Source organism: Bacillus sp. 123MFChir2, assembly GCF_000383235.1.
Lineage (GTDB): Bacteria > Bacillota > Bacilli > Bacillales > Bacillaceae_G > Bacillus_A.
Window position 1 is genome coordinate 55,382 of sequence record NZ_KB910936.1, and the last position, 26,647, is coordinate 82,028.

The 26,647-nt window shown below is 36.7% G+C and carries 32 protein-coding genes; 22 read left to right on the plus strand and 10 right to left on the minus strand.

Going from position 1 to position 26,647, the window contains the following annotated elements; translation table 11 throughout:
- Positions 1-2: 2 nt before the first annotated feature.
- The 10 genes from mtnN (at position 3) to H280_RS0109445 (ending at position 10,116) form a co-directional block, all read left to right on the plus strand.
- On the plus strand, positions 3-698 hold the full coding sequence (mtnN, locus tag H280_RS0109400; protein ID WP_020060866.1) for a 5'-methylthioadenosine/S-adenosylhomocysteine nucleosidase: 696 nt from the start codon (positions 3-5) through the stop codon (positions 696-698).
- An 85-nt stretch (positions 699-783) separates the two neighbouring features.
- Complete coding sequence (locus tag H280_RS0109405; RefSeq protein ID WP_020060867.1) at positions 784-1,707, plus strand: O-acetylserine dependent cystathionine beta-synthase; 924 nt, start codon at positions 784-786, stop codon at positions 1,705-1,707.
- A gap of 1 nt (position 1,708) precedes the next feature.
- A complete protein-coding gene (locus H280_RS0109410; RefSeq protein WP_020060868.1) occupies positions 1,709-2,842 on the plus strand; it encodes a bifunctional cystathionine gamma-lyase/homocysteine desulfhydrase in 1,134 nt (377 codons plus the stop codon).
- A 675-nt stretch (positions 2,843-3,517) separates the two neighbouring features.
- Positions 3,518-6,121, plus strand: coding sequence for a bifunctional acetaldehyde-CoA/alcohol dehydrogenase (gene adhE / locus H280_RS0109415; protein ID WP_020060869.1), 2,604 nt, complete (start codon positions 3,518-3,520; stop codon positions 6,119-6,121).
- A 124-nt stretch (positions 6,122-6,245) separates the two neighbouring features.
- Positions 6,246-6,482 (plus strand): YrhC family protein, encoded by a 237-nt coding sequence (locus H280_RS0109420; protein ID WP_020060870.1) that lies wholly within the window; start codon positions 6,246-6,248, stop codon positions 6,480-6,482.
- A 132-nt stretch (positions 6,483-6,614) separates the two neighbouring features.
- Positions 6,615-7,562 carry a helical backbone metal receptor gene (locus H280_RS0109425; RefSeq protein WP_020060871.1) on the plus strand — a complete coding sequence of 316 codons (948 nt, stop codon included), beginning with the start codon at positions 6,615-6,617 and terminating at the stop codon, positions 7,560-7,562.
- 5 nt (positions 7,563-7,567) lie between these two features.
- The gene (locus tag H280_RS0109430; protein WP_020060872.1) at positions 7,568-8,596 is read left to right on the plus strand and encodes a FecCD family ABC transporter permease; all 1,029 of its coding nucleotides are present in this window, start codon (positions 7,568-7,570) and stop codon (positions 8,594-8,596) included.
- Positions 8,583-9,401, plus strand: a complete 819-nt coding sequence (locus H280_RS0109435) for an ABC transporter ATP-binding protein (RefSeq protein WP_020060873.1) — start codon at positions 8,583-8,585, stop codon at positions 9,399-9,401. The genes H280_RS0109430 and H280_RS0109435 overlap by 14 nt, the downstream gene beginning before the upstream one ends.
- Entirely contained in the window at positions 9,368-9,766 is a 399-nt protein-coding gene (locus tag H280_RS0109440) for an ankyrin repeat domain-containing protein (RefSeq protein WP_028411179.1), read from the plus strand. Before H280_RS0109435 ends, H280_RS0109440 begins: the two co-directional genes overlap by 34 nt.
- Positions 9,767-9,792: 26 nt before the next feature.
- The gene (locus H280_RS0109445; protein WP_020060875.1) at positions 9,793-10,116 is read left to right on the plus strand and encodes an antibiotic biosynthesis monooxygenase; all 324 of its coding nucleotides are present in this window, start codon (positions 9,793-9,795) and stop codon (positions 10,114-10,116) included.
- 280 nt (positions 10,117-10,396) lie between these two features.
- On the opposite strand, the gene H280_RS0109450 is transcribed toward H280_RS0109445, so the two are convergent.
- Entirely contained in the window at positions 10,397-11,152 is a 756-nt protein-coding gene (locus H280_RS0109450) for an HAD family hydrolase (protein ID WP_020060876.1), read from the minus strand.
- Positions 11,153-11,211: 59 nt separating this feature from the next.
- On the opposite strand from H280_RS0109450, the gene H280_RS23380 reads away from it, so the two are divergent.
- Positions 11,212-12,267, plus strand: a complete 1,056-nt coding sequence (locus tag H280_RS23380; RefSeq protein WP_081625644.1) for a LacI family DNA-binding transcriptional regulator — start codon at positions 11,212-11,214, stop codon at positions 12,265-12,267.
- Positions 12,236-12,745: a GNAT family N-acetyltransferase gene (locus tag H280_RS0109460; RefSeq protein ID WP_020060878.1), complete on the plus strand. Its 510-nt coding sequence runs from the start codon at positions 12,236-12,238 to the stop codon at positions 12,743-12,745. Before H280_RS23380 ends, H280_RS0109460 begins: the two co-directional genes overlap by 32 nt.
- Before the next feature lie 65 nt (positions 12,746-12,810).
- Here the strand turns inward: H280_RS0109460 and H280_RS0109465 are convergent, their stop codons facing one another.
- Positions 12,811-13,356 carry a helix-turn-helix domain-containing protein gene (locus H280_RS0109465; RefSeq protein ID WP_020060879.1) on the minus strand — a complete coding sequence of 182 codons (546 nt, stop codon included), beginning with the start codon at positions 13,354-13,356 and terminating at the stop codon, positions 12,811-12,813.
- A 155-nt stretch (positions 13,357-13,511) separates the two neighbouring features.
- Here H280_RS0109465 and H280_RS0109470 point away from each other — a divergent pair, with 155 nt between their 5' ends.
- The gene (locus H280_RS0109470) at positions 13,512-13,916 is read left to right on the plus strand and encodes a DoxX family protein (RefSeq protein ID WP_020060880.1); all 405 of its coding nucleotides are present in this window, start codon (positions 13,512-13,514) and stop codon (positions 13,914-13,916) included.
- 272 nt (positions 13,917-14,188) lie between these two features.
- On the opposite strand, the gene H280_RS0109475 is transcribed toward H280_RS0109470, so the two are convergent.
- The 3 genes from H280_RS0109475 to H280_RS0109485 form a co-directional block, all read right to left on the minus strand.
- Entirely contained in the window at positions 14,189-14,323 is a 135-nt protein-coding gene (locus H280_RS0109475; protein ID WP_020060881.1) for a hypothetical protein, read from the minus strand.
- A 79-nt stretch (positions 14,324-14,402) separates the two neighbouring features.
- Complete coding sequence (locus H280_RS0109480; protein ID WP_028411178.1) at positions 14,403-14,714, minus strand: 4a-hydroxytetrahydrobiopterin dehydratase; 312 nt, start codon at positions 14,712-14,714, stop codon at positions 14,403-14,405.
- Positions 14,695-16,449, minus strand: coding sequence for an aromatic amino acid hydroxylase (locus H280_RS0109485; protein ID WP_020060883.1), 1,755 nt, complete (start codon positions 16,447-16,449; stop codon positions 14,695-14,697). Before H280_RS0109485 ends, H280_RS0109480 begins: the two co-directional genes overlap by 20 nt.
- Positions 16,450-16,712: 263 nt before the next feature.
- Here H280_RS0109485 and H280_RS0109490 point away from each other — a divergent pair, with 263 nt between their 5' ends.
- Both H280_RS0109490 and H280_RS0109495 read left to right on the plus strand, forming a co-directional pair.
- A complete protein-coding gene (locus H280_RS0109490) occupies positions 16,713-17,024 on the plus strand; it encodes a hypothetical protein (protein WP_020060884.1) in 312 nt (103 codons plus the stop codon).
- A gap of 9 nt (positions 17,025-17,033) precedes the next feature.
- The gene (locus H280_RS0109495; protein WP_020060885.1) at positions 17,034-18,269 is read left to right on the plus strand and encodes a TolB family protein; all 1,236 of its coding nucleotides are present in this window, start codon (positions 17,034-17,036) and stop codon (positions 18,267-18,269) included.
- 31 nt (positions 18,270-18,300) lie between these two features.
- Here the strand turns inward: H280_RS0109495 and H280_RS0109500 are convergent, their stop codons facing one another.
- The gene (locus H280_RS0109500; protein WP_020060886.1) at positions 18,301-18,702 is read right to left on the minus strand and encodes a hypothetical protein; all 402 of its coding nucleotides are present in this window, start codon (positions 18,700-18,702) and stop codon (positions 18,301-18,303) included.
- Between the two features lie 19 nt (positions 18,703-18,721).
- Complete coding sequence (locus H280_RS0109505; RefSeq protein ID WP_020060887.1) at positions 18,722-19,216, minus strand: GNAT family N-acetyltransferase; 495 nt, start codon at positions 19,214-19,216, stop codon at positions 18,722-18,724.
- A gap of 216 nt (positions 19,217-19,432) precedes the next feature.
- Between H280_RS0109505 and H280_RS0109510 the strand changes: the two genes are divergently transcribed.
- The gene (locus H280_RS0109510; protein WP_020060888.1) at positions 19,433-20,008 is read left to right on the plus strand and encodes a histidine phosphatase family protein; all 576 of its coding nucleotides are present in this window, start codon (positions 19,433-19,435) and stop codon (positions 20,006-20,008) included.
- A 17-nt stretch (positions 20,009-20,025) separates the two neighbouring features.
- Positions 20,026-20,559 carry a hypothetical protein gene (locus tag H280_RS0109515; protein WP_020060889.1) on the plus strand — a complete coding sequence of 178 codons (534 nt, stop codon included), beginning with the start codon at positions 20,026-20,028 and terminating at the stop codon, positions 20,557-20,559.
- A 272-nt stretch (positions 20,560-20,831) separates the two neighbouring features.
- Here the strand turns inward: H280_RS0109515 and H280_RS0109520 are convergent, their stop codons facing one another.
- Entirely contained in the window at positions 20,832-21,710 is an 879-nt protein-coding gene (locus H280_RS0109520; protein WP_020060890.1) for an alpha/beta fold hydrolase, read from the minus strand.
- A gap of 15 nt (positions 21,711-21,725) precedes the next feature.
- Positions 21,726-22,565 carry a GNAT family N-acetyltransferase gene (locus H280_RS0109525; protein ID WP_020060891.1) on the minus strand — a complete coding sequence of 280 codons (840 nt, stop codon included), beginning with the start codon at positions 22,563-22,565 and terminating at the stop codon, positions 21,726-21,728.
- Between the two features lie 236 nt (positions 22,566-22,801).
- Here H280_RS0109525 and H280_RS0109530 point away from each other — a divergent pair, with 236 nt between their 5' ends.
- Both H280_RS0109530 and H280_RS0109535 read left to right on the plus strand, forming a co-directional pair.
- Positions 22,802-24,187, plus strand: coding sequence for an alkaline phosphatase (locus tag H280_RS0109530; RefSeq protein WP_020060892.1), 1,386 nt, complete (start codon positions 22,802-22,804; stop codon positions 24,185-24,187).
- Between the two features lie 56 nt (positions 24,188-24,243).
- Positions 24,244-24,723: a hypothetical protein gene (locus H280_RS0109535; RefSeq protein ID WP_020060893.1), complete on the plus strand. Its 480-nt coding sequence runs from the start codon at positions 24,244-24,246 to the stop codon at positions 24,721-24,723.
- A gap of 89 nt (positions 24,724-24,812) precedes the next feature.
- On the opposite strand, the gene H280_RS0109540 is transcribed toward H280_RS0109535, so the two are convergent.
- Complete coding sequence (locus H280_RS0109540; RefSeq protein ID WP_020060894.1) at positions 24,813-25,463, minus strand: GTP pyrophosphokinase; 651 nt, start codon at positions 25,461-25,463, stop codon at positions 24,813-24,815.
- Positions 25,464-25,885: 422 nt separating this feature from the next.
- On the opposite strand from H280_RS0109540, the gene H280_RS25690 reads away from it, so the two are divergent.
- The 3 genes from H280_RS25690 to H280_RS26985 form a co-directional block, all read left to right on the plus strand.
- Positions 25,886-26,026 carry a hypothetical protein gene (locus tag H280_RS25690; protein ID WP_155894988.1) on the plus strand — a complete coding sequence of 47 codons (141 nt, stop codon included), beginning with the start codon at positions 25,886-25,888 and terminating at the stop codon, positions 26,024-26,026.
- Complete coding sequence (locus H280_RS23385) at positions 26,026-26,457, plus strand: YcdB/YcdC domain-containing protein (protein ID WP_020060896.1); 432 nt, start codon at positions 26,026-26,028, stop codon at positions 26,455-26,457. Before H280_RS25690 ends, H280_RS23385 begins: the two co-directional genes overlap by 1 nt.
- Positions 26,458-26,528: 71 nt before the next feature.
- Positions 26,529-26,647: MerR family DNA-binding transcriptional regulator (locus H280_RS26985; RefSeq protein ID WP_442852819.1), on the plus strand; the 119-nt coding region annotated here is incomplete at its 3' end.

Below are 26,647 nucleotides of genomic sequence, written 5' to 3' on the forward strand. Positions count from 1 at the left end.
GATTGAGAATTGCTGTAATTGGAGCAATGGAAGAAGAAGTACGTATTTTACGTGACAAGTTAGAACAAGCAGAAACAGAAACAGTTGCGGGTTGTGAATTTACGAAAGGTACATTAGCAGGGCATGAAGTAATCTTGTTGAAATCGGGTATCGGTAAAGTAAATGCAGCGATGTCTACAACGATTTTATTAGAACGTTATCAGCCGGAAAAAATTATTAATACAGGTTCAGCTGGTGGATTCCATCATTCTTTAAACGTAGGTGATGTTGTCATTTCAACAGAAGTTCGTCACCATGACGTAGATGTAACAGCATTTAACTATGAATACGGTCAAGTACCAGGAATGCCAGCAGGATTTCCAGCAGATGAAGAACTTGTTGCATTGGCTGAAAAATGTATGCAAACAGCAGAAGGAATTCAAGTTGTTAAAGGCATGATTGCAACAGGAGATTCTTTCATGAGCGATCCAAACCGCGTTTCATTTATTCGTGAGAAGTTCACTGATCTGTATGCAGTAGAAATGGAAGCTGCGGCAGTTGCACAAGTGTGTTATCAATATAAAGTGCCATTTGTTATCATTCGTGCACTTTCTGATATTGCTGGTAAAGAATCAGATGTTTCGTTTGAACAGTTTTTAGATCAAGCAGCTCTTCATTCTACAAACTTTATTGTAAAAGTATTAGAAGAGTTAAAGTAATGTAGCAAAAAGGCAACTGTTTCATATATAGAAATTACATACAGTTGCCTTTTTCTTTTAAGGGGTTAGGTAAGGAGGAAATACAATGAAAGTGTATCGCAGCATTCATGACCTCATCGGACATACACCACTTGTTGAGATTACGCGCTTTTTACTTCCGAAAGATGTGCGAATTTTTGCGAAACTTGAATTTTTTAATCCAGGTGGAAGTGTGAAAGATCGGCTAGGTCGAGAATTAATTGAGGATGCTCTCGCTAAAGGGCTTGTAAAACCAGGGGGGACCATTATTGAACCGACAGCAGGCAATACGGGAATCGGACTGGCGCTTGCAGCACTTGAGCATGATTTACATGTTATTGTTTGCATTCCAGAAAAATTTAGTATTGAAAAACAAGAACTTATAAAAGCTCTTGGTGCAACAATTGTTCATACACCTACGTCACAAGGAATGACAGGTGCTATTGTAAAAGCAGAAGAACTTCTGAAAGAAATTCCAAATTCGTATTCTCCATGTCAATTTGCAAATGAAGCAAATCCACGTGCATACTATAAAACATTAGGGCCTGAACTGTGGGAGGCACTAGATGGACATATTGATATATTTGTCGCTGGTGCTGGAACCGGTGGAACCTTTATGGGAACAGCATCATATTTGAAAGAGCAAAATAAACAAATTCAAACAGTCATTGTTGAACCAGAAGGCTCTATTTTAAATGGGGGAGAAGCCGGTTCTCATGAGACAGAAGGAATTGGGCTTGAGTTTATACCATCATTTCTTAATCCAACATATTTTGATGCCATTCATACGATTTCGGATCGTGATGCGTTTTCTCGTGTGAAACAACTGGCGAAAAAAGAAGGGCTCCTCGTTGGCAGTTCTTCGGGGGCAGCACTTCATGCAAGCTTATTAGAAGCTGAGAAAGCAAAGCCAGGAACAAATATTTTAACCATTTTTCCAGATAGCAGCGAACGCTATTTGAGTAAGCACATATACAAAGGATGGGAATAAAATGAGAACAAAAACAAAGTTAATTCATGGTATTCATATCGGAGAACCTTCAACTGGAGCGGTAACAGTACCAATTTATCAAACGAGTACGTACAAACAAGAGGGTGTAGGAAATCATAAAGGCTATGAATATTCACGTACAGGAAATCCGACTCGTTCAGCTCTTGAAGAAACAATTGCTGTCCTTGAAAACGGTCATGCAGGATTTGCATTTGGATCAGGTATGGCAGCAATTACAGCGGTAATGATGCTTTTCTCTAAAGGAGATCACGTTATTTTAACAGATGATGTGTACGGCGGAACGTACCGCATCATGTCAAAAGTGTTAAATCGCTTTGGGATTGAGCATACATTTGTTGATACAACAAACTTAGAAGAATTAAAAGTAGCGATTCTTCCAAATACAAAAGCAATTTATGTTGAAACACCGACGAACCCGCTATTAAAAATTACGGATATTAAACAAATTGCAGCACTTGCTAAAGAACAAGGCCTATTAACAATTGTTGATAATACATTTATGACACCGTATTGGCAAACACCAATCTCTCTTGGTGCAGATATTGTCCTTCATAGTGCTACAAAATATTTAGGCGGTCATAGCGATGTTGTTGCTGGTGTAGTAGCTGTAAATAGTGCAAAGTTAGCAGAAGATCTTCATTTTGTACAAAACGCAACAGGTGGTATTTTAGGACCACAAGATAGCTTCTTATTACTGCGTGGTTTAAAAACATTAGGAGTGCGCATGGAAGAACATGAAGCAAATGCACGTGCAATTGCTCAGTTTTTACAAAATCATCCGAAAGTAAATAAAGTGTATTATCCAGGGCTTAGTACTCACCATAACCATGATTTAGCAGCGGAACAAGCAAATGGCTTCGGTGCAATTATTTCATTTGATGTAGATAGTCAAGAAACATTAAACACTATACTTGAAAAAATACAATATTTTACACTTGCTGAAAGTTTAGGAGCAGTAGAAAGCTTAATTTCTATTCCCTCGCAAATGACACATGCTTCAATTCCAGCAGAGCGCCGTGCAGAACTAGGAATTACAGACACACTAATTCGTATTTCAGTTGGAATTGAAGATGGGGAAGATTTAATTGAAGATTTAGCACGAGCGTTAGCATAAGGGGATAAGCATAAATAAAAAAACTTTTTAGGGTGGCGAGAGCATCTGGCCGCGCGTAGGAGCGGTCAGGGCCTATTTCTGTCACATGCGCAGCGAAAAACAAAAAGGGCAAACAAGTGCAGGTTCCTTTTTTCATAGTAGCAATCTATATGTAAAAAAATAAATTGGATTTATATATAGATGCAAATTGAGAAACTAACATAAAAATCCTTTTCTTTTTCGGTGGGCGAGAGCAACTGGCCATGCATAGAGGAGATCAGTTCCTTTTTCTTCCACGTGCAAAGTTTAAAACAAAGATAGACAGCAAGTAGCAGCTATGTTTTGTTCTGCACAGCAGCGACTTAGATGTTAAAAAGTCAACTTGTATTCATATATATATATTTAAACAGTAAAACAGCTTCATATAGAGGTAATGTTTATTTATTCTATTTTTCAAGCTATGTAATACGACCTCGTTAAGTTTGTGAAACTTTTCACAAATTAGACACACACAAATAAGAATATCTGGTGTATAGTAAAACACAGGAAGCGAGATGCTTCGCATATAATCATGTGAAGTATTTCACAAACAATAAGATTCATGTAGAAAAGGTAGTTCTATTTTTTTAGCTAATTGGGACGCATTTAGACCCCTATGGACTTTTTGTGTCCATAAGCAGAATAGGAGGAAATTACATGGTAGTCAAAGAGAAAGTTGTAAATGAAGCGCAAGAAGTTAAAGGTATGATTGAGACGTTAGTAAAGAAAGGTCAAAAAGCTTTACAAGCATTAGAAGGTTTTACACAGGAACAAATTGATAAAATTGTACATGAAATGGCACTTGCGGGTGTGGATCAACATATGCCGCTTGCAAAAATGGCTGTTGAAGAAACGGGCCGCGGTGTGTATGAGGATAAATGTATTAAAAATATTTTCGCAACTGAATATATTTGGAATAGTATAAAAAACGATAAAACAGTGGGGATTATTCGTGAGGATCCACATGAGGAAGTAATAGAAATTGCAGAGCCGGTCGGTGTGGTTGCTGGGGTAACACCGGTAACAAATCCAACATCAACAACAATGTTTAAAGCAATCATTGCGATGAAAACGAGAAACCCAATTATTTTTGCATTCCACCCTTCAGCGCAGCAATGTTCTATCGCAGCTGCAAAAACAGTGCGCGATGCTGCAGTAAAAGCTGGTGCACCAGAGAACTGTATTCAATGGATTGAAAAGCCTTCTGTTGAGGCAACAAAACAATTAATGAATCATGAAGGTGTAGCGCTCGTTCTAGCAACTGGAGGAGCTGGAATGGTGAAATCAGCATATTCTACTGGTAAACCAGCTCTAGGGGTAGGACCAGGTAACGTTCCATGCTATATGGAAAAATCAGCGAACGTGAAACGTGCTGTAAATGATGTGATTTTATCGAAAACGTTTGATAACGGTATGATTTGTGCTTCTGAACAAGCGATTATTGTGGACAAAGAAATCTATAATGATGTGAAACAAGAAATGATCGCAAATAATTGTTACTTTGTGACAGAAGAGGAACGAAAAAAATTAGAGAAGCTTGTTATTAATGAGAATACGTGTGCAGTAAATAGTGATATTGTTGGGAAATCTGCACATTACATTGCAGCATTAGCAGGGATTACAGTACCTGAAGATACAAAAATGCTTGTAGCTGAAATTAAAGGAGTCGGTGCAGCTTATCCGTTATCTCGTGAAAAATTAAGTCCGGTATTAGCTTGTATAAAAGCAAATTCATTAGAAGAAGGATTACAGCATTGTGAAAATATGCTAGAGCTTGGCGGATTAGGACATTCTGCTGTCATTCATTCTACAAATAAAGAAGTACAAAAACAGTTTGGACTACGTATGAAAGCATGTCGTCTTATTATAAATGCTCCATCAGCACAGGGTGGAATTGGTGATATATATAATGCTTTCATTCCATCGCTTACACTTGGATGCGGATCATACGGAAAGAACTCTATTTCTCAAAACGTAACAGCAACACATTTAATGAACGTAAAGAGACTTGCAAATAGAAAAAAGAATATGCAATGGTTCAAATTGCCACCAAAAATTTATTTTGAAAAACACGCTACGCAATATTTAGCAAGCATGCCGAACATTTCACGCGCATTCATTGTAACAGATCCTGGAATGGTACAGTATGGTTATATTGATGTAGTAACGCATTATTTAGCTCAACATAGAAATGATGTAAAAGTAGAAATATTCTCTGAAGTAGAACCAGATCCGTCAGATGAAACTGTATTTAAAGGTGCAGAAATGATGAGAAGCTTCAAACCAGACGTTATTATTGCTCTTGGCGGTGGATCAGCGATGGATGCAGCAAAAGGAATGTGGTTATTTTATGAGCATCCAGAAACAGAATTCTTTGGTATAAAACAAAAGTTTTTAGATATTAGAAAACGTACATGTAAATATCCAAAACTAGGAGATAAGGCGCAGTTTGTTGCGATTCCGACAACATCTGGAACAGGGTCAGAAGTGACACCATTTGCGGTTATTACAGATAAAAAGAACAATATCAAATATCCGCTCGCTGACTATGAATTAACACCAGACGTTGCCATTGTGGATCCGCAGTTTGTTATGACAGTACCACCGCATATTACTGCTGACACAGGAATGGATGTTTTAACACATGCAATTGAAGCGTACGTATCGATTATGGCAAATGATTATACAGATGGATTAGCTTTAAAAGCAATGGATCTTGTGTTTAAATATTTACCGCGCGCATATAAAGATGGCAATGATGAAGAAGCTCGTGAAAAAATGCATAATGCATCAGCAATGGCTGGTATGGCATTTGCAAATGCATTTCTTGGTATTAACCATAGCTTAGCACATAAATTGGGACCGGAATTCCATATTCCGCACGGACGTGCCAATGCCATTTTAATGCCGCATGTCATTCGCTATAATGCAATCAAACCAAGAAAACATGCACTATTTCCAAAATATGAGCACTTTGTTGCAGATGAGCGCTATGCACATATTGCAAGAATGCTTGGACTTCCAGCGCGTACAGTGGAAGAAGGCGTAGAATCATTAGTACAAGCAATTATCGCTCTTGGAAAAGAATTAAATATCAACATGAGCATTGCTGGTCAAGGTGTTGAAAAAGAAGCATTCGAAGCGGTTGTGGATGTACTTTCTGAACGAGCATTTGAAGATCAATGTACAACAGCAAATCCGAAATTACCACTTATTTCAGAATTAAAAGAAGTGTATAAGCAAGCATATAAAGGTGTGTAAATTAGAAAGAGCCGTACTGATTACGGCTCTTTTTCTTTTGGGAAACTTCCCCCTCATTGGCTGTATTTACTTGCCTACGAAACGATGAAAATATGATACAGTGAAAAGGAGGAGTGATTGAAGAATGAAAGAATTACAGCAAAAAATTGCTGATTATATTCGTTTTGGTCAAGTCATGTTAGCGCTAAGTGCATTTTTAATGCTCGGCTTATTACTCCCAAATGGACAAAAAGATGCGGTGCAAATGTTTGCCATGATGGGTGTGATTACTGCTTTTTTAGGCGGTTCATTTTATTTTTTCTACCACGCGCGCGAGCTGCGTGACAAATTAGAGGAGAACAAACATGAACAGCCATTATAAATAGAAACGTTACTTAAAGAATGTGATTCTTTGAGTAACGTTTTTTTACAACTTTTTATTGACAATGATAATCTTTATCAATTAAATTAAAATAGTGGCAAACGATTATCATTATCAATTAGGGGTGAGAGAATGAAAAAATATATAACGTTATTTACAGCTATCTTTTCTATTTTTTTCTTATTAATCGGCTGCAGTGCAAAAGAAAGCGAGAAAACATCTGCAGCACCAAAAGAAAAAGAAAAAAAAGAAATTGTTATCACAGACTTCGCAAATCGTAAAGTAACATTTACAAAGTCACCGCAAAGCATCGCAACATTAAGTGTTGGTGATATGGATATTCTCCATGCGTTAGGAGGGAATGTTGTTGGGCGACCTAGTACGAAGTTGCCTCTTAGTGAGGAGTTAAAGAAAGTAAAGGAAATAGGGAATGCACATCAGCCGAATTTTGAGCAAATAGCAGGATTAAAACCAGAGCTTATGGTCGCAAATAATGGATTTGAGAAGAATATTCCAACGCTAGAAGGACAAGGAACAAAAGTCATTATTTCTTCTGCAAACTCTGTTCAAGATATTCAAAAGAGCATTGATATGTATGGAAAAGTTCTTCAAAAAGAAGGCAAGGCAAAAGAGTTAAACAACAAAATTACAGAACACATGAAGAAATATGAGAAAAAAAGTAATGCGAAAGCACTTTTAGTATATGGTGCTCCCGGAACATATTTGGCAGCGCTGCCAACATCTTTATCTGGTGATATTTTAGAAAAAACAGGCGGGAAAAATATCGCAGCGGAATTTCCAAAGGTGAAGGAATATCCGCAATATGCGCAGTTAAGCACAGAGCGCATTATCGAAGCAAATCCAGATATCATTTTCTTAATCACACACGGTGATTCAGAAGGTGTAAAAAAAGCATTTGAAGGTGAAATGATGAAAAATGCAGCGTGGAAAAACTTAGAAGCTGTAAAACATCATCGAGTTGTTATTTTACCACCAGATCTATTCGGTTCAAATCCAGGTACAAACGTAACAGATGCAATGGACTTTATGTATAAAAGTTTACAAGACGTAAGGAAATGATAAATATGCAAAGTAATGCAGCAGTAAAAGAAAAGTCACATCCATTTGCAAAGAAAAGATGGATATTAACGGTCGCTTTACTTGCTATGATGGTTCTTGTCCTCTTTTATGGACTTATTGCAGGGAGTTTATCATTTTCATTACAAGAGACTGCACTAGGTATACAAGATGAAAATTCAACTGTCCATCGAATCGTGTGGGATTTACGTATTCCACGTGTGCTTGTTGGATTTGTTGTGGGAATGTGTTTATCTGCATCGGGCGCTTTATTACAAGGAGTTATGAGAAATCCGCTTGCAGATCCCGGAATTATTGGTGTTTCATCGGGAGCAGGGCTCGTTGCCATCGTCATTATGATCTTATTTCCACAGCATATGACGTTTCTGCCTCTTGGCGCATTTTCAGGAGCATTTATAACAGCGATGGTTATTTATGCTTTGTCTTGGAAAAAAGGAGCGCCGCCGTCTCGGATTGTTTTAGTCGGTGTTTCCATTAACGCTTTAATTGGAGCTGCAACGTCAGCACTCATGTTGTTACATAGTGATAAAGTACAATCTGTTTTGCCGTGGCTAGCAGGCGGAATTGGTGGTGTAAGCTGGTCGCATTTTCATATGATTATTTACTATGCAATCTTTGCGCTCGTTCTTGCTTTCATAGGGATTAAACATATTCGCGTACTGATGCTTGGAGATGAGATGGCGAAGTTGCTTGGACATCACGTAGAGCGAAGCCGATTTTTCTTAATTGTAGTAAGTACGCTATTAGCTGGGATTGCTGTCAGCGTTTCCGGTTTGATTGGTTTTGTCGGACTTGTTGTTCCGCATATATTACGTTTATTAGTTGGGAATGACTACCGCTATTTATTGCCGTTATCTTGCTTAGGTGGCGGTGTCTTGCTTGTCTTTGCTGATGCAATTGCTAGAAGCTGGTTTGATCCAATTGAACTACCTGTTGGGATTTTACTCTCCTTTTTAGGAGGTCCATTCTTCTTATACTTAATTCAGAAAGGAGGAAAACAAAGTGCTTTCCGTTAAAGAGGTGTCTTATTCTCATTCAGATCGCTTTCAAATTCAAAATATAAATGTACAGATTGAGGCGGGGGAAATCATTAGTTTAATTGGTCCAAACGGTTCAGGAAAGTCGACGCTATTACGCTTAATAGCGAGATTACTTAATCCAAGGACAGGTGAGGTCATTTTGGATGGAAAAAGCATACATACAATGAAAAGTGCAGCTGTTGCAAAAAAATTAGCGATGTTACCGCAAATGCACGATCATCAGTTAGATTTAACTGTTAGGGAATTAGTTGAGTTTGGAAGAGAGCCTCATAAATCATGGAATAGTCGTTTGAACAAAGAAGATGAAAATATGGTGGAATGGGCACTAAGTGTAACAAAGTTGGAAGAGTATGAACATCGCCTTTTGCATTCCTTATCGGGGGGAGAAAGGCAGCGGGCATGGATTGCAATGACGTTAGCACAGCGTACTAATATTTTATTGCTAGATGAACCGACAACGTTTTTAGATATTGTCCATCAGTTAGAAGTGATGGAATTAGTAAAGCGCTTAAATGAAGAATTTGGCATGACAATTGTTATGGTTCTTCATGATATTAATCAAGCAGCTGGGTATAGTGATCGTTTACTTGTTTTAAAACAAGGTGAAATTCAATATGACGGAGCGCCAGAGTGTGTATTATGTCATCAAATGTTTCAGCGAGTTTTCGGAATTGAAGTCGATATTTTTCAAGGGAATGAGAAACCGTTTTTTACTCCGAAGCGAATTTGTAAAAAAGGAGAAGAGATATGCAAACAGAAGGACGTATTGCCGGTGAATTAATAAGAGAATTTGTAATGGCAGCTCATGGGAATTTAGAGAGAGTGCAAGAGCTTTTAATAGAAAATCCAAGTTTGCTCCATGCTTCGTATAATTGGAGTGGCGATGATTGGGAAACGGCGCTAGGTGCAGCGGCGCATGTTGGCCGCAGAGATATTGCTCTTTATTTATTAGAAAAAGGAGCACGTATGGATATTTTTGCAGCAGCCATGCTTGGGAAATTAGAAATTGTGCAGGCTATTTTAGCTGTGCAGCCAGAAGCAAAATATGCTTCTGGTCCACATGGTATTCCACTTATTCAGCATGCACGAATGGGCGGAGAGAAGGCTGAGAATGTATTAACATATTTATCTAGTGTAAATGAGTAGAAAATAATAGAAAGGAAGATGTGAATATGTACGTTGTTACAAATGCAATTCGTATACAACCTGGATTTGGAGAATCGTTATTAAAAGGCTTTAGAGAGCGAAAAGGGATTGAACAATCTCCGGGGTTTGTAAGGCTTGAAATTTTGCGAACAGAAGGATTAGAAGAGTACGAAGAATACCGGATATGTACAACATGGGAAAATAAAGAAGCATTTACATTGTGGACAAAAGGCGAAGCATTTCGCCGTGCGCATAGTGGGAAACGCGAGAAGAAGGACTATATACTTGGTAATCAAGTATCAATGTATGAAGTTGTACTTGCAGAAAATGCAGCAGTTGAAGTGAACTAGATTATTATGTGCGGTAAATCTCTTACAATAAGATGTGAGAGATTTACCGATTAGTATAAAGGAGAAAAAGCAGTCTCCTTCCCCTTTAAATTCCTCTAAGTTATACAACCCATTTTAAATTTCAACATATAACCGTTATGCAAAATAAACTGCACTTGCCCTTAAACTTTGTATGTGGTAGAAAAAAGCCCTGAACGCATTAATGCAGGGCCAGATGTTCTCGTCCTCCCTTAAAAAGAAAGAGGTTTTTATGTCGGTTTTTTAATTTGGATATATATATTTACTGCGTTTTTTTAGTTAACACTTGAATTTCGGTGTAATCTGTAATGATAAAATCCGCATATGGTGTTAATTCTTCTATTGCATGTTCGTGATTGGCAATCCCCACAGCAATACTCCCGGCCTCTTTGGCCATTTTTACATCGACAACAGTATCTCCAATCATAACGAGTTCCTTTGGTTCAATGCCAAGTTGTGTGCATGTTTTTATAATCATCTCTGGGTTCGGCTTTCCGCGTGTTACATCTTCTGGAGTAAGAAGAAAATGTAAAGGCGGGACGTCAAGAAGTTCGATACATTTCTTTGTTCTTAATTTATTGTCCGATGTTAAAATTCCTGTATAAATGCCTTCCCTTTGTAAGGAGCTTATACAATCAGCTGCTCCTTCAATCGGATGAAAAGCATTTTCGATGCATAACTCTTCATCGCTTTTTTTTAAAATAGCAGCGGCAAGTTCTTTACAGTGGTGCCATGGATATTTTGTAATTTGATATAACAAGCTTGCGGTAACAATGATTTCATCCTCTTCAGGGGCCACTGCTATTAATCCTTTAAAATCAACATGATCAGGATGTACGAAACCAACTGCTTTTTCCCAAAGTGACTCGTATCCCTCACCGACGATTTGTGAAAATTTATCTTTTCTTAGTCTATCAATTTCATACCAAAACGGGATAGCCTGAAATAACGTACCGTCCTTATCGAAAGCAACAGCTTTTGCATGAATGATTTCTCCTGAAATTTGAATTTTCCCCATATTTAAGGTCACTCCATTTATAATAGATATATAGCTTACTATATACTGTACATTCTGAAATGGATTACAGGTCAAGGGAGAGATTCAAAATTTCTACAATTGAAGATATCGCCAAATTAGCTGGAGTTTCGAAAGCGACCGTTTCTCGTGTAATCAATCATCATCCGTATGTTCGAACAGAATTAAGAGAAAGAGTGCAAGCGATTATTGATGAAAAAAATTATGTCCCTGTAGCGGTAGCAAAAGATTTACGACGCCTTCAAACAAATTTAATCGGTGTAGTAGTACCGAATTTATACCATCCATTCTTTAGTCGATTCATTCAAGAAGTAAGTAATATCTTAAAAGAAGATTGTTATGACGTTGTGATATTACAATCAAATTATGCTCCAGAGAGAGAAAGAGACTTTATTCATTACGTAAGAACAAAGAAGCTAGATGGGCTTATTTTTGCGACACTTTCTTTGCCGATAGAGGAGATCGAATGTGTAAGTACTTCAGGTGCGATTGTTATATGCAATGAGCACGTAGAAACAGAATTGATATCAACAGTTCAATTTGATGAAGAACTGGCAGGGTATTTAGGAACAAAGCATCTTTTAGAAAAAGGATACAAACGCATTGGATTTTGTTACGATACATTGAAAAGCAAGGCACAGCGAAAAAGGTATAAAGGGTATAAAAAGGCTTTACGTGAGTATCGTCTATTATTGCAACAGGAATGGATACTTCCGAATTGTTATGGATTAAGAGATGGAAGACGCGTGCTACAGATGATGCAATCCATGAAAAATGCCCCTGATGCAATGTTTACAGGTAGTGACGAAATAGCTGCTGGAATGATTATGGAAGCACAGCGAATGGGGATTTATATTCCAAAAGATTTTGGTGTGATTGGATTTGATAATCAGGAGCTGTCAGTGATGATGAGTCCTAGTATAACGACAGTTTCCACCTCGATTGCAAGTATGGCAAAGCATTCTATTATTTTATTACATAAACACTCACAAGGTGAAGGTGTACAGAAGATACAATTACCTATTTCGGTTATAGAAAGAGAATCGACAAGAAGGGAGGAAGGATATGTTTCATACAGACCGTGTACAGTTTCGTAAATATACAATGGATGACTTGGATTTTTACGCTTCTTTATGGGGAAATGATCAAGTAATTCGTTATATCGGGAAAGGGACTCCAAAAACGTATGAACAATGTAAAAAAAATCTCGAGAGCTGGGTTTTACCAGGATATGAATGTGGACTTGGTTTATTTTTAATGTTACATAGAGAAACGGGAGAACCGATGGGACATGCAGGACTTGTTAGGCAACGCGTTGCTGGGAAAGAAGAGATTGAAGTTGGGTATTGGCTGCTCCCAAAGTACTGGGGAAATGGATTTGCAAAAGAAGCCGCAGCAGCTTTTCGAGATTATGGCTTTCAAGTATTAAAGCTTCAGAAACTTATTTCTCTTATTAATCCGAATCACCCAGCTTCTATTTTTGTAGCAAGAAAGACAGGTATGGTTTATGAGAAGACAGTTGTACTCCATGATATGGATGTTCTCGTATATGCAATGAGACGAGCGGGTGAGTGAAATAACAACCTGCTCGTTTTATGATATTTATAAAAAGCACTGCAAACAAATTTGTTCACAATGCGTCAATATACATGTTTTCGATTTTCAGAATGGCTTGAGATAAGAAGAAGTGCAGCTTCATCACCAATATTACGAACGATATGTGGTACACATGCGCTCCAAGAAAACGAATCTCCTTCTTCTACGATGGCAATATCTTCTCCATGTTGTACTTCTAATTTTCCGCGCAAGACAAGATGGCATTCTTCACCTTCATGAGCATTCGGTGTATTTTCTTTCGGAAGGCCAACTGGAATTTCTACTAATGATAAACGCAGTCCGCCTTGCTCGGCCACATGTTCAATTTTTTGTTGATCTTTTCCGTAAATACTATATTTCCGTTCTTCTTTTTTTACAATTTTCATCCGATCTTTTTGCTCTAACAATAAATAAGGAAGAGGAACATTTAAAAAATGAGCGATTGTTTCAAGGGTAAGAATCGACGGAGATGTTTTGTTGTTTTCCACTTGACTCATAAATCCTTTAGAAAGCCCTGTTCCTTCACATATTTGCGCAATAGTAATTCCTCTGCGCTGGCGGATTTCACGTATTGTCGAACCGATATTCATAAAAATCGTGCTCCTTTTTACTAACAGATAGTTGTATCATAGCAAACTTTTTTTGTTTTTTCTCAATAAAAGTTAATTGACGAATAAAAAAAATTAGTGTATGTTTTGTATTGTTAATAAAAGTTTTGTATTGCAAAACAAAAAGGAGAGAAAAGATGAATCAATATATTGGTAATGTAATTATTCGAGTTGTATTAGGAATTATATTTTTTGCTCATGGTTTAAAGAAATTTCAAGCAGGAATCGATAATATTGCAGGTTGGTTTACAAGTATTGGTTTGCCAGGCGGTCTTGCATATGGCGTTGCAACAGTAGAGATAGTTGGCGGTGCGTTATTAATTATCGGTTTAGGTGTAAGATACGTAGGATTATTATTTGCACTTATTTTAGTTGGGGCAATTGTTAAAGTGAATGGACCATTTGGTTTATTAGGAGATGGAAAACATCCAGGATATGAATTAGACTTAGCGTTATTAACAATGGGTTTGTATTTGTTTGTTGTAAAAGCAGAAGGGTTTGTAGATCGTTACTTAAAAGCTAAGATTTTGAAAAAAGGTTAATCTATATGTATATAAGTTGAAAAAACAATATAAAAACCCTTTCTTTTTTGGGAGGACGAGAGCATCTGGCCGTTCATAGGAGCGGTCAGTGCCTTTTCCTGCCACATGCAAGGTTCTAAAACAAAGGGAGAAAGCAAGTAGCCGTCATTTCTTTTCTGCATAGCAGCGATTTGTGAATTTATACAAACAACCATAAATTTGAAATATTTTATATGTGTTATGTATGAAAAAGCAATTATTTCACCAATGTTATAAGTACGAAATACTATTATTTATTCTTTCTTCCCAATTTCATAACCAGAAATTGCCCCTAGTATGAAAAGAAAGAAGTAACTTGAATTGTAATTGTTTGTGAAGAAACTAATGATTAGCCAGCCAACAAATGCACCGAGAATAAGTTTTTTCAATGATGTTCCTCCTTTCCTCATAGATGCTTTATTACAGAAAAGGAACCAGCAGAAAAGTTTCTGGCTGGTTCACTGGAAATTATCGAACTATCGCTTTTTCATTCTGTAAAAACATCTCATCAAATTGCTTTGCCATTTCAAAATCGAGTGTTGTTAATCCTTTGGTATTCCATGATGATAACGTAATAATTACCGCTTTATACTGGATCAGGATAAACGGATGGTGATTGCGTTCTTCTGATAGTTTGGCCGCTTCAGAAACAAATTCGACACCTTTTAAATAGTCCGAGAACATGTATTTTCGTTCAATCCATTTTTCATCTTTTATTGTCCATTTATCCAACTTCATTAACTCTTCTTGTACTTCTTCATTAGTTAGTCGTTGCATTATTTTTCACATCCTTTATGGAAAGTAAGGCAAGTCCGTTATTGATTAAACGCTGTACTGCTTCATGATCTGTAAAGGATGAAAGTTGCTGGAACAATGCTTCGCGTTCTGGCTTCTCTACTTTATGTTCTTGTAATAACTCTAAAATTTCTAGGCGCAGTAACCATTCTTTTTTATAAAATCGTTCTAGTACGTGATAAATCGCGATGAGTTGTTCTATGTGCTGTTCATGTAGTGAACTTTCACCCCGAATGTTACGAATTGTTTCGTACATGTTTTCTAGTTCGGATTGAATTCGTGGTGCAGGTGTTGCTTCTTCTTCGTCATCCACCGGGAAGAATGCTGCTGGGTCTGCTGCTCCGGGAAATACGGAAGTAATTGCTGAACCGACTGCCATATCAAATGTACCCCATGATTTATCAAATAATAAGCGGTCTTTCAGTGTTACTGTACAGTTTGTAAACGAAATGACAGCAACTTTTTCCTTATTTCTAATTATATCGCTTACTGTCCCTGTTACATGTACACCACTTTTAAAAATAAGCTCAGCTTTATTACTAATAACGATTCCTAATGCTTGTAATTCTTCATCCGTACAAGACTCTAATGCGAGATCATTTTGTAATAAGCCAATTGGTGTACCGAAGCCGTCTTGATGTACTGCTGTAGAATGATTTTGTAATTGTGTATGGTGAATTGCTAATGCCGTAGGACTATTTGTTTTCATATAAATAGTTTCGCCGTTTTCATCTTTTACGATTTCAGCGAGCGTTCCTGTAATTTGTAATCCGCTATTTAGCTCGACTGTTGCTGTACTTTCAGAGCGCAGTGCTTTATCTAAACTAGCTGTACCGCCTAATTTAAATGCCATTGTTTCTGAGAATGCTTCAAGTGAATCAATAAGTTCTTCAAACGACTGACAAACAAATAATTGCGGCTGCATTTTCGTTACATCGTAAGTTGTTTGAATACATGCTTCAATAGAGAAAGGTACCCTTTTGACTGCATCAGTTAAACAATGCTTACTTTCACCAACAGATGAAAGGAGACCAGCACCGTAAATTCTCGGGTTTTGCAGATCTCCAATTAGCCCGTATTCGACAGTCCACCAAAATAGGCGTGAAATTTGTTCTGCCTCTGATAGGCCGGAAATATGTTTTTGCTTTTCTGCTACTTCATTTTCTGCTGCTATAATTTCTTCTGGTGTAGATGTGCGGCTTTCTTTTACAATTGTTAATTGGCGAATCGCTTCAAATAATTCGTGCTCTTCTTTTGTAGAAAAAGCTTTTGCTCCAATCTGCCCAAACAATTTCACGTACTTTGCATATGTAGGATCGAGTAAAATCGGGGCATGACCAGCTGCTTCATGAACGATATCTGGAGCTGGTGTATACTCAATATTTTCCACTTTGCGAATGTCTGTCGCAATAGGTAGAAGTCCGTGTCCTTGGAAATCAAAGAATGCTACACCAGGAATCAATCCGTCAATTGTAACCGCGCCCCAACCACTTGGTGCTAAACAATCATTCATTTCTTCTACCTTTGGAATGGCATCTATGTTAATCCCGGAAGATTGCAATCCATTTACATAAGCCGGATGTGCAACGTCTTTTAAAAAGTTATGATTTTGTCTCATAATGTAGCGCCATACAGCGTGATCAATTGGTGTGTATTGATCGTAATGCTGCTTTGATACATACGGTTTTAAATGTGATGGAATTTCTGTTTTTTTGGTCATATATACATCCTCCTTCTAACTGAAAAAATAAGATGTTACATGTTGTACACGCATCGCTCCTTTTAAAATAGTGTAAGCGCTTTTAATTTTATCACAAGATTCCGAATTGTTTAATATTTCTTTTTGGGGCAAATAGAAAAAATTGTAGTACTAACCTACTTGTAATTTTTTTAGGTGAACGTGATAAAGATTTGTTTTTAATAAATTTTGCATACTCTTTGGTTGAGTAGCGAAATGCTATAAGAAAAAGGTAGGGGATAATTATGGCAATGGAGCAAGAGGTATTATCATCATTAATATACGGGGCAACAATCTTTTTATTATTGTCTTTTGTTATTGTTGCACTGCTATGGTGGAAAACAAAATGTAGTGTATATGGCTGGTTTTTTAGTCATCTTATATTTCTAAGTTTTGAGATTGTATATTGGGTACATATTTTACAAAAACCGCCTGTTGGAGATGTGTTTGAGTCGGAATCTAATTCAATTTATATTGGACTTGCCGGCTCATCATGGGGAATAAGTATGCTATTTTTCATAAAAGGAATGCAGAGAATTGCAAAGCTTATAAAGTGAGGTATTCATATGCTTAAGAGTATGCTTCAGTTTTTCATATTTGTTTGTGTTTTCTTTAGCACGGTTTCAAGTAGTTATGCGGAAAGTGTACCAATACAAGTTGCTTTTATTCGTAATCATAATCTCTGGATAAAAATAGATGGAAAAGAAAAGCAGGTAACAAAAGGAGAACATATCGCGAATCCAAAGTGGTCATATGATGGGAAGTGGCTTGCTTATGCAAAAGGAAAAGATGCAAACCAGCTTGAATTATACCGAATTTCAGATGGGAAAAAGGTGATACCTTTCCGAGCGGATGCAACTAACTATCAATGGTCACCAAAGCAAAATATCATTGCCTTTCAATTTGGGGGTGTTTTGAATATATACGATGTAGAAAATCCACAAAAAGGTATTGAGAATGTATCAGTTGGTGTGGGAGATTATGGTTGGTATCCTGATGGGAATAAATTTCTCGTTTCTTCTATGTCTCATTTACTACCAACAGGATGGACAGGTGCTGAGTTATTTCAAGTACCACTTAATGCAATTTTAGATCGAAGTAAGATTAGACATTTTTACATCTTACCGAAAGAATCACCACAATTTTTTGCAATTGTAGCAAGTTTATTCAAATGGTCACCTGATAGAAAATGGATCTCCTTTTTAGCAACACCAACTGCCTCTTGGTCAATGGATAGTAATACCTTATGTATAATCGGAGCAGATGGAAGTCGGTTTGAAGCAGTTGATCACATGTTGATTCAACCAAAATGGTTTCAATGGGCCCCGTCAAAAAATATTCTTGCATACATAGAAGGAGAAGGGCGCTTTATCGTCGAAAATAAACATTTAAAATTAAAAGAACTTCCTGCTTTTAAGCAAATTACTTTCACTCCAAAAGGTTATGTTGATTGGGATTTTACTTGGAATAATAATATTTTGATTACAATTTCCAGAGCAAAGGAAGCGAAGTGGCCCAATGATTCAAAGCAACGTCCAAAGCCTTCACTATATCAACTCAATGTTGCGAATACACAGCAACTTCAAATAACAACCCCATCAAAAGGATACGGAGATTATTATCCATACTATATTAAAAACACAAATCAAATCCTATGGATACGCTCTAACGGAGAGCAAGCTGATATGTGGATTGCCAATGCAGAAGGTTCAAAAGCGAGAAAATGGATTCACAACATAGACGAAGCAGCAAACTATTATGAGAAACGAGATTGGGAAAATGTTGTATCGGTAAAAGAATAAAATATGCGTTCTCTGTTTGCAGAGACGCATATTAGAAGAGTGTATAGTTTGTCATAGATTTTTCAGCATTTATGCAGCGTTGTATCCATTGAACTTCATATTTTGAATGAGGTAAAATTCGATGCTGTAAACGACCGATATGAAAAATCTTTTCTGATAGACACCAATCTACACATAATTTGTATAAGTCATAATGTAAAGGATCGTCATCCCAATATACCGGAATCTCTTTTATATTAGCTTGCCAATATAAATATGCACGGGTATGACCATCTGTAAAAATAATTTTATTGTCTAATTGTTTAACTGGTAATGGCGTATGGAAAGTAAATGCAGGCGGTGAAAAAGTTTGTTGCAATCTCATGATTTTGTCATTGCTTAGAAACAATTGACTTGGCTGTACTTTACATATATCGATAAAAAAAGGATTCATTTCGCATCACCTAAGTCTTTTATAAAATTTTCGCCATATAATATTCATTTCTTGGCTGTCCATCAACAATTACACCATGTACTGCTTCACCTTCCATCACAAATCCCATCTTTTTATATAACGCAATTGCTCTTTCATTATGAGACATGACTGTTAATTCTAGACGCAGTAATTGTTGTGTGCGGGCCCACTGTTCAACTTCATGAAGTAGTTGTTTGCCAATTCCTTGACCTCCATACTCTTGAAGTACGCCAATGACTAAATATGCAGCGTGTTGCTTTCGCTTTACTGCTCCGCCGCGAGCCATTATATATCCAACAAATTGCTCATCTTTCTCAGCTACTAGAAGTGTTGAATTATACGGAGAGAGAAGAGATTGAATCATAGATTTTTGCTTTTCAATCGTAAAGTTTCGCTCATTAGGCTCAAATAACATAAAGTCTGTTTCTTGATCAATGATTTGGCATAGTTTCAAAAAGGGAGCTGCATCTGCTTCTGTAATTTCGCGAATCATTGTTATCACTCATTTCTATTGTTATGTAACGTATTACATTCGTTGTATAGATGCTTAACTCCTGTAAGGATGGAACTATCTTACTCTGTTTCCCCCTTAAATTTATATATACGTTGATTCTCTCTTTTACATAAAGAGAGGATTTTTTTGTAAAGAGGAGAAGGATAAAGTGAAGGAGAGAGTTCATTTTAATATGAAATAGAAAGGGTTTTTAGTATGAAGCTTATTTTTGTAAGGCACGGAGAAGGAGAGCATACAAACAATCTGCCACATAGTTTGCAAATGGTGCATCCATCCCTTACGGATAAAGGGAGAGAGCAGGCATTAGCACTGCGAGAAAAATTGCCTCTATGTGAGAGTGATATATTGATTGCAAGCCCAACGATCCGAACATTGCAGACAGCTGCGCTATGGAGTGAGCAAGTTGCTTGTAGGAGAGTTGTTCATCCGTATATTTCACCACGTATTTTTCCATACCTTGAAGGAGCAAGAACATTGCCTTGTGATAAGATGTTAAGTCAAAAGAGCATTCAGCAGTTATTTCCGCAATTTTTAATAGCAGAAGAACATAATGAAGGGTTATGGAGAAATGGGATTAATACGATTGTAGAGTCTGCATTTTGTAAAGCTGCTAGTAGCTTCATAGAATGGTGTAAAACGTTAGAAACATCACGTGTGGTTATTGTTTCTCATGATGGAACGATTACAGCATATAGGCAATATATAGTGAAACAAGTGTTGACAAGGGAGGATTTTTTAGAGGAGACGGGAGTATATGAAATAAAACTATAAGATATGGGGGTATTTCAATGAATGTTGCATTAGTAATTGGCTATGATTCTGGTAAGGAAGGTCAAGCGTTGCGAGAAGCTCTTGAATATTTCGGAGCAAGAGTGGTTACATATTACATTGGAAGGCCAAAAGATTTTATCGATGTTCTTTCTGGGAAAAGTTTATATGAAGATATGGAGTATATTGTGCTATGTTTTCATGGTGATGAAGGAGAATTCATCATGGGTGAGCTAGGTGAAGATGTGTATGAGGAAGATGAACCAAAAGGGAATTTTGGTGCAGCAGAAGTGAAGCGGTATGCGAGATTACAGCATAAAAGTGTTATAAATAGCGGATGTACACTAGGAGATAAAGCGCTAGCAGAAGCATTTTTAAATAGCGGTGCGAACGTGTATATAGGTTCAATAGATTATGTAGATGGAAATGCTGCACTGATGTTCTTAGTACGTTTGTTTTATGGAATGATCAATCATGAACAAACGATTCATACTGCATTTGAAGAAGCGAAATTGTTAGATGATGAAACGAGGACATTTCAATTATATACGTAATAAGAAAACGTGCTAATCTGAATTGAGAATTAGCACGTTTCTCTCCTTTGATAATTAGTAGATATATATAAATCCAATTTATTTTTTTACATATAGATTGCTACTATGAAAAAGGGAACCTGCACTTGTTTGCTCTTTTTGGTTTTCGCTGCGCATGTGGCAGAAATAGGCCCTGAACGATTCTATGCATGGCCAGTTGCTCTCGCCCGCCGAAAAAGAAAAGGGGTTTTATGTTAGTTTTTTAATTTGTATCTATATATATTGGATGTCTGTTATTTAGTAGTAGGGTGTTGTTTGAAAAATTCATCAACATACTTCATAAACTCTTTCGGCTGTTGACGAAACGGTGCATGTTCGCCTTCTTCGATAATATGAAATGTGCTGTTTTTTAAGAATTGATGATACGTTTCGCCTTTTTGCCAGGCAACGCTTTTATCATGTCTTCCCCAAATAAGTAATGTTGGCAATTGGAGTTCATCTGCATTAATGCGTAAACGACGCGGCCACATTTTGCCGAGCTCGTCATGATGTGCTGTATCGTCACGATTATTCTTTACCTCTTCTTCGTGAAATTCTTTCGGAATAGAGACTGTACTTAAATCATTTGATAACTTTGGTTTTGGAGATCCTTTCCCGTGTTGTAAAGTTTCTGCTCCTATTGCATCCGTTAAAATAAGGTGGGTTACTGCATCTGGGTACAAGTACGTTACATTTAAAGAAATTTCTCCGCCCATAGAATGTCCTAATATAGCGAATGTATCATAGCCTAATTTTTTCATTAATTTATAATATAAGTTTGCTTGGTTTGGAAAGGAATAGCGAAAATCCATCGGTTTTGAAGAATGACCGAAACCTAAAATATCGACAGCAATAACGGTATGATTTTTCGCTAGATCAGGATAAAGATCACTAAATCCATTTGATGAACCTCCAAAGCCATGAAGCATAAGTAAAGGTGGTTTATTTTTACCAATTTGTTTGAAGTAAATCGTTTGTCCGTCAATTTCAATCATTTTTTCTTTCGTTTCTAGTTTTGTTTCAATTGTTTCTTTTACTTGTGTTGCCTGTTTTGTTTGTTTTTCAATTGAGCTGCAGCTCGTTAATGTTGTGAGAATAATGCAGCTGAGCATGTAAAGCTTCCATCGTTTCAAAATGTTTTCTCCTTTCTAACATAGCGCTGCATCCATCATGGCAAATATAAAATCACGCTTACCAGGAAGATTTTCTCCGTTTTTGATCATGAAAGGAGAAAGCAGCGTTTCTTCAAACTCAAATGATAACAGCTTATCTCTAAAACTTTTTTGTGTATGTGGAACATCAATACAAACGGTTCCGGTCCATTTGTTACATATGGATAGCAGTAAATGCAAGGCATCCTCTTCATTGCTAGCGATAAGTGGAGTAACACATAACGTATCTCCTTTTTGGATACATAACGCGAAAGCTTCAAGTCTATCATTTCTTTCGACTTTTAATGAAAGGTGTGCTCTATGTAACAGCATTGAATATAGATCGGGGCGATAAGCGCTGCTTGCTTCGTAATCGAATTGAATGAGTGCATTAAGGTCCTTACTTGTGATTGTACGGGTAGCGAAGGAACCCGTTTTTGCTGTTCTTCTATTTCGTTCCAATCGATGAATGGAAGTGACTGTGTTAAATCCATATGTACGATATAAAGGTGTACCAGCATCCGTTGCAATGAGTGTAACAGGTTGTAGTGGCGGAGCATTTTTTATACAAATGTCTAGTAAAGAACGTCCTAATCCTTTTCGCTGAAAATTTGGATGAACAATAAGCATACCAATAGACGTAAACCCTGTTTTATATGGAAAAACAGCAATACAAGAGACGAGCTGACCTTCGTTATCATGACCAAATAAAGTGCCGATGGAAAGGTATGTCTCGAATTGCTCCTTCATAAACGAAATATCGTGTAACCATCCTACAGCATCAAAAAGAGATAATAACTGCGAAATATCAGATTTATTTAATGTTTTTACTTTCATATATTATCCCCCTTAAATTTCCATATGCTAATCCATTTTAGCATATGAATTCAAAATATTTCGTTTCACATGAAAAAATAATGCAAGATCAAGAAATGAAGCGACAAAGAAATACACATTGTAACGATAATCACCAATAATTAACAAAACATTTACATTTTTCTAATTTTACCTTAACAGTCTTCCATTACAGTGGGTAATGGGAAATGAATTAACAATTTAGGGGGACTTATAAAGTGAAAAAATTTATGAAGAAAGCATGGCCATTTGCAGTTGTTTCATCGTTAGCACTTACTTCCGTTGTTACATGGAATATGACGCGTTCAGATGTCATTAAGGCGGATGAAAAAGAGAATGATGCAAAGATTAAAAATGTCATTGTCTTAATTGGAGATGGAATGGGACCTTCTTATATGACAGCACATCGTTATATGAAGGATAATCCGAAAACATTTGAGATGGAGCAAACGGAATTTGATAAACACCTTGTAGGAACACAGGTTACATATCCAGAAGATGAGCATCAAAATATTACAGACTCAGCTTCTGCGGCTACTGCAATGTCAGCAGGGGTTAAAACATATAATGCAGCTATAGCGGTGGATAATGACAAAACAAACGTGAAGACGGTACTAGAGCAAGCGAAAGAACGCGGGAAATCTACAGGTTTAGTTGCAACCTCTGAAATTACGCATGCAACGCCAGCGGCCTTCGGTGCACATGATGTTAGTCGGAAAAATATGGATGCAATTGGAAGTGATTATTTCGATGAAAAAATTAATGGTAAGCATAAAGTAGACGTTCTTCTTGGCGGCGGTATAAATAACTTTGTAAGAAAAGATCGCAATCTTACAGAAGAATTTAAAAAAGATGGTTATAGCTATGTAACAGATCGTCAGCAACTATTAAATGATAAGAGTGACCAGATTCTTGGTTTATTTGCACCAGGCGGTTTTGATAAAATGATTGATCGCAATGATAAAGCGCCTTCTTTAGCAGAAATGACGAATGCAGCGATTGATCGCTTAAATAAAAACAAAAATGGTTTCTTCTTAATGGTAGAGGGTAGCCAAATTGACTGGGCTGGTCATGATAATGACGTAGTTGCAGCGATGAGTGAAATGGAAGACTTTGAAAGAGCATTTAAGGCAGCAATTGAGTTTGCAAAAAAAGATAAACATACATTAGTTGTAGCAACTGCTGACCATTCTACTGGCGGCTTCTCTCTCGGAACAAAAGGTGAGTACAATTTTGATGTAAAACCAATTAAAGCAGCAAAACGTACACCTGACTTTATGGCGGCTGAAATTGCTAAAGGAGCAAATGTTGAAGAAACATTGAAAAAGTATATTGATTTAGAATTAACACCAGAAGAAATTAAGTCAGTAAATGATGCTGCAACGTCAAAAGATGTGACAAAAATTGATAATGCAATTGAAGCGATCTTTAACAAGCGCTCTTATACAGGATGGACAACAGAGGGGCATACTGGTGAAGACGTTGGTGTCTATGCATTCGGACCAGGAAAATATTTATTTGCTGGCGTTCAAGAAAATACAAACTTAGCAAAACGTGTATTTGATATTATTGGCGGCGGTGACCCAAATAAAGGTAAACGCTAATATGGAGGAAAAGCGAGGTTTCTTTGCCTTGCTTTTTTTTATTTTGGAGGAGAGAGATGAAACGAATACTAAAGACATTGGGGATTGTAGGAATCATAAGTCTTCAATTATGCGGATGCAGCTCACAAGAAAAGGTGCAAAAAGATACAATGAAAAAGGAAGAAACGGTTTATAAAGAAGAGAAACATAAAAAGATGAAAAAGCCTATACCGGAGAAAGAAGCACAAGCAATTAAGAAGGTAATAGAGTCCTATATTCAAACAATAAATGAGAAAGATTTTGAGGGACATATGGCACTATTTTCAACAAAGTCATTAGGGTTAGAGGATACAAAAGCGCAAAAACAAGCAGAGTTCCAAAATAAGAATAAAAAAATCGATCTATTGAATGTTAATGTAGAAAATTTTGACGGAGACTATGCTGTTGTAGAAACAAAAGAGAAAGAAGAATCTGTTCAAAAGAAAGTGAGTTACACCGTAGGAAAAGAAAATGATGTATGGAAGATAGAAGATGTGCGTGTAATTGGGAAGGGATAAAATGAAATTTTCATCAGTGGGGGGCTGCCCACGAATAGCAGGATAAAAAGAAGGAGCTGACTAGTCCTTTTTCGAGTCAGCTCCTTCTTTTACACAGGTAATAAAATGCGCTCAGAACACGCTTCAATTTCATCGATATCTTGACGGATAGATGCCATCTTATTGTCAAGTTCTTCAGCTTTCATGGCAGCATCGTGTAATTCGTTTTTTAAATACTCGGGGATGTTTCCTTCATATTTATAATACATTTTATGTTCTAAACTTGCCCAAAAATCCATTGCTAACGTACGTAATTGAATTTCGGCAAAAACATTTTGTGTTCCTGAATTTAATGCTAATGGATACTTAATAATCATATGGAGACTTTTATAGCCGTTTGGCTTTGGCGTTTCAATATAATCTTTAACTTCTACGATTTCCATATCTGTGCGTTTTTCTATCACTTTTTTTAAATAATAAATATCCTCCACGAAACAACATGTAATTCGAATACCGATAATATCGAATAAATGTTGTTGGGCGTTTTTGACGGTTGGTGCTAAGTTTTTTCGTTCTAGCTTTTTAATAATACTTTTTGGTTGTTTTAATCGTGTTTTTATATGTTCAAACGGGTTGTAGTCTTCTAAAAACTGAGCTTCCCGGTTCATAATTTCGAATTTTGTTTTCAGTTCTTCAAGAGCAAATGTATAAGGTAATACAAATGCTTTCCAGTAGTTAACTGTTGTTTGGTTATACTCCATTTTCTACACACCTTTTTCTTATTTGGAAGGTAAGGTTGTTTATACTAAATACCAAATCATATACGCACATGCTGCGAATGATGAGATCATAAAGCGATAACGTGTTTTCATGAGAGGTCCCTCCTTTTTTATGGAATTTATTGTATGTAAACTCTGTATACTCTTATACTAATCGATTGATGTGAATTTCGTATGAACAAATTGTTTCAGTTTGTTGTCTTTTTTGTATTCTCTTTAGTTGGTCCGCAAAATGGTTTTGTGGGGTTCCGGTATAGTGCTAATAGTGATTATGATATTTTTTGTAATGGGAGCTTTTTTGGGAATCAACCATAATTTCACAAATTCCTACTAATCCCATTTATACAAAATAAAGATAATTTAGTGTAATATGAAATAGATATATTTTTTGCCGTAGGGGGGATATGATGAATCAAGTAGATAGGAAGAGAGTGCAACAGGTAGCGCATATCGTTGAAATTCCACATGATTATAAACTTGTTGTTGATGATGAAAAAGTAAATGAAGATGTTCATTTATTATGGTGGGAGAAACAGGAGAGTTAATGGAATTATCCATACATAAAGAAAATTTTCCAAAGAAGCTAAGTATAAGTAAAGAGCAAGGGAAAATCATTGCGGATGCATTTTTGCAGCAGCATGCATCGCATACATATAAAGAATGTACAGCTATTTATATAAATGAAAGAAAAGCGAGTATAGTGATTGAATATAGGCAAGAAGTAAATGGATATTCATTGCCACGAACAGGTCATGTAGTAGAAGTTGATGGAGATGGGAATGTTATTAAATTTAGCAACGATGGCATAAAGGAAAAACCACTGTGGCCGAGTTCTATCGTAGATAAAGAAGTTGTGACAAAGCATTTGAAGCAAAGACAGAGTATGGAGCCAGTCTTTATCCAGCTTTCGAATTCCTTGTTTGAATGGGAGGTTTCGACAGTTTCAAAAAAATTTATAAAAGGTAATAAAAGATAATAAAAACTATCACATACACCCCTCTTTTTGTTATACTCTATAACAAAAAGGGAGTTGTTTTTATGGGAAGAATGATAAAAATTAAAGAAGCGGCGGAATTGTTAGGTGTAGACAAACAAACGGTACGTTCTTGGTCTAACAAAGGATTATTAGAAACAATCATCACTCCCAGTGGACATCGATTATATGA